General features: G+C 69.5%; 2 protein-coding genes. Both read left to right on the top strand.

The genetic code is table 11. From position 1 onward, the window contains the following. Positions 1 to 2,172, top strand: a 2,172-nt coding sequence (gene infB, locus M8J74_RS42590) for a translation initiation factor IF-2 (RefSeq protein ID WP_249841528.1), incomplete at its 5' end; no start/stop codon positions are given. Between the two features lie 182 nt (positions 2,173 to 2,354). After that, positions 2,355 to 2,446 (top strand): DUF503 family protein (locus tag M8J74_RS42585; RefSeq protein ID WP_249841529.1); only part of this gene is annotated, 92 nt, incomplete at its 3' end.

The following is a 2,446-nucleotide window of genomic DNA, read 5'->3' as shown; positions in this document are numbered from 1 at the left end:
GGTGGCGGCGGTCCCGGCGGTCGTGGTCCCGGCGGCGGCGGTCGTCCCGGTGGCGGCGGCGGTCGTCCGGGTGGCGGCGGCTTCGCCGGTCGCCCGGGTGGCGGTGGCGGCGGCTTCGCCGGTCGTCCCGGCGGTCCCGGTGGCGGTGGCGGCGGTTTCGCCGGTCGTCCCGGTGGTCCCGGTGCGGGTGGCGGTGGCCGTCCCGGCTTCGGCGGTCGTCCCGGTGGTCCGGGCGGTCGTGGTGGCACGCAGGGCGCCTTCGGCCGTCCCGGCGGTCCCGCGCGCCGTGGCCGCAAGTCGAAGCGGCAGAGGCGCCAGGAGTACGAGGCCATGCAGGCCCCGTCGGTCGGCGGCGTGATGCTGCCTCGCGGCAACGGCGAGTCCATTCGCCTGTCGCGCGGTGCCTCGCTCACCGACTTCGCGGAGAAGATCAACGCCAACCCGGCGTCGCTCGTCGCGGTCATGATGAACCTCGGCGAGATGGTCACGGCCACGCAGTCCGTCTCCGACGAGACCCTGCAGCTCCTCGCCGACGAGATGAACTACACGGTTCAGATCGTCAGCCCCGAGGAGGAGGACCGCGAGCTGCTCGAGTCCTTCGACATCGAGTTCGGTGAGGACGAGGGCGACGAGGAGGACCTGGTGGTCCGCCCGCCGGTCGTCACCGTCATGGGTCACGTCGACCACGGTAAGACCCGGCTCCTCGACGCCATCCGCAAGACGAACGTCATCGCGGGCGAGGCCGGCGGCATCACCCAGCACATCGGTGCCTACCAGGTCGCGACCCAGGTCAACGACGAAGAGCGCAAGATCACCTTCATCGACACCCCGGGTCACGAGGCGTTCACCGCCATGCGTGCCCGTGGTGCGAAGTCGACCGACATCGCGATCCTGGTCGTCGCGGCCAACGACGGCGTCATGCCGCAGACGGTCGAGGCGCTCAACCACGCCAAGGCGGCCGACGTCCCGATCGTCGTCGCGGTCAACAAGATCGACGTCGAGGGCGCCGACCCGACCAAGGTGCGCGGTCAGCTCACCGAGTACGGGCTGGTGGCCGAGGAGTACGGCGGCGACACGATGTTCGTCGACATCTCCGCCAAGCAGGGTCTGCACATCGACTCCCTGCTGGAGGCCGTGATCCTGACGGCCGACGCCTCGCTCGACCTGCGGGCCAACCCGAACCAGGACGCGCAGGGCATCAGCATCGAGTCCCGCCTCGACCGCGGCCGCGGTGCCGTGGCGACGGTCCTCGTGCAGCGAGGCACGCTGCGGGTCGGCGACACGATGGTGGTGGGCGACGCCTACGGCCGCGTGCGCGCCATGCTCGACGACAACGGCAACAACGTCGCCGAGGCCGGACCCGCGACGCCGGTCCAGGTCCTGGGCCTGACCAACGTCCCGGGTGCGGGCGACAACTTCCTGGTGGTGGACGAGGACCGTACGGCCCGTCAGATCGCCGAGAAGCGCGCCGCCCGTGAGCGCAACGCCGCGTTCGCCAAGCGCACGCGCCGTGTCTCCCTCGAGGACCTGGACAAGGTGCTCAAGGCCGGCGAGGTCCAGCAGCTCAACCTCATCATCAAGGGTGACGCTTCCGGTTCCGTCGAGGCGCTCGAGTCGTCCCTGCTCCAGCTGGACGTCGGCGAAGAGGTCGACATCCGCGTCCTGCACCGCGGCGTCGGTGCGGTCACGGAGTCCGACATCGACCTGGCGATGGGCTCCGACGCCATCGTGATCGGCTTCAACGTCCGCGCGGCCGGCCGCGCGGCGCAGATGGCCGAGCGCGAGGGCGTGGACGTCCGGTACTACTCGGTCATCTACCAGGCGATCGAGGAGATCGAGGCGGCCCTGAAGGGCATGCTCAAGCCGGAGTACGAGGAGGTCGAGCTCGGCACGGCGGAGATCCGCGAGGTCTTCCGCTCGTCCAAGCTGGGCAACATCGCGGGTGTGCTCATCCGCTCCGGCGAGGTCCGCCGCAACACCAAGGCGCGCCTCATCCGCGACGGCAAGGTCATCGCGGAGAACCTCAACATCGAGGGTCTGCGTCGCTTCAAGGACGACGTCACCGAGATCCGCGAAGGGTTCGAGGGCGGTATCAACCTCGGCAACTTCAACGACATCAAGGTCGACGACGTCATCGCGACGTACGAGATGCGCGAGAAGCCGCGCGTCTGATCCAGCACGCGATCGGGGCCGGTCGGCGGGGAAGTTCCCTCACGGAATTTCCGTCGATCGGCCCCGGCCGTTGCGTGTACGGTTCCGGTATCGGCGTCCAAGCGTGGCGCCCTTCCCCGGTTCTCGGCTTCGCTCGAACCGGGGAGGCCCCTATCCCGAACCGGCGGGACATCCGGACACACATGTATGTGGGGACTCTGTCCTTCGACCTGCTCCTCGGTGACGTCCGCTCGCTGAAGGAGAAACGCTCTCTCGTCCGTCCGATCGTGGCCGA

It is taken from the genome of Streptomyces panaciradicis (genome assembly GCF_023516615.1).
GTDB lineage: Bacteria > Actinomycetota > Actinomycetes > Streptomycetales > Streptomycetaceae > Streptomyces > Streptomyces panaciradicis.
The sequence above is the reverse complement of the archived record's forward strand: the minus strand, read 5'-3'. Positions and strand labels throughout refer to the sequence as shown.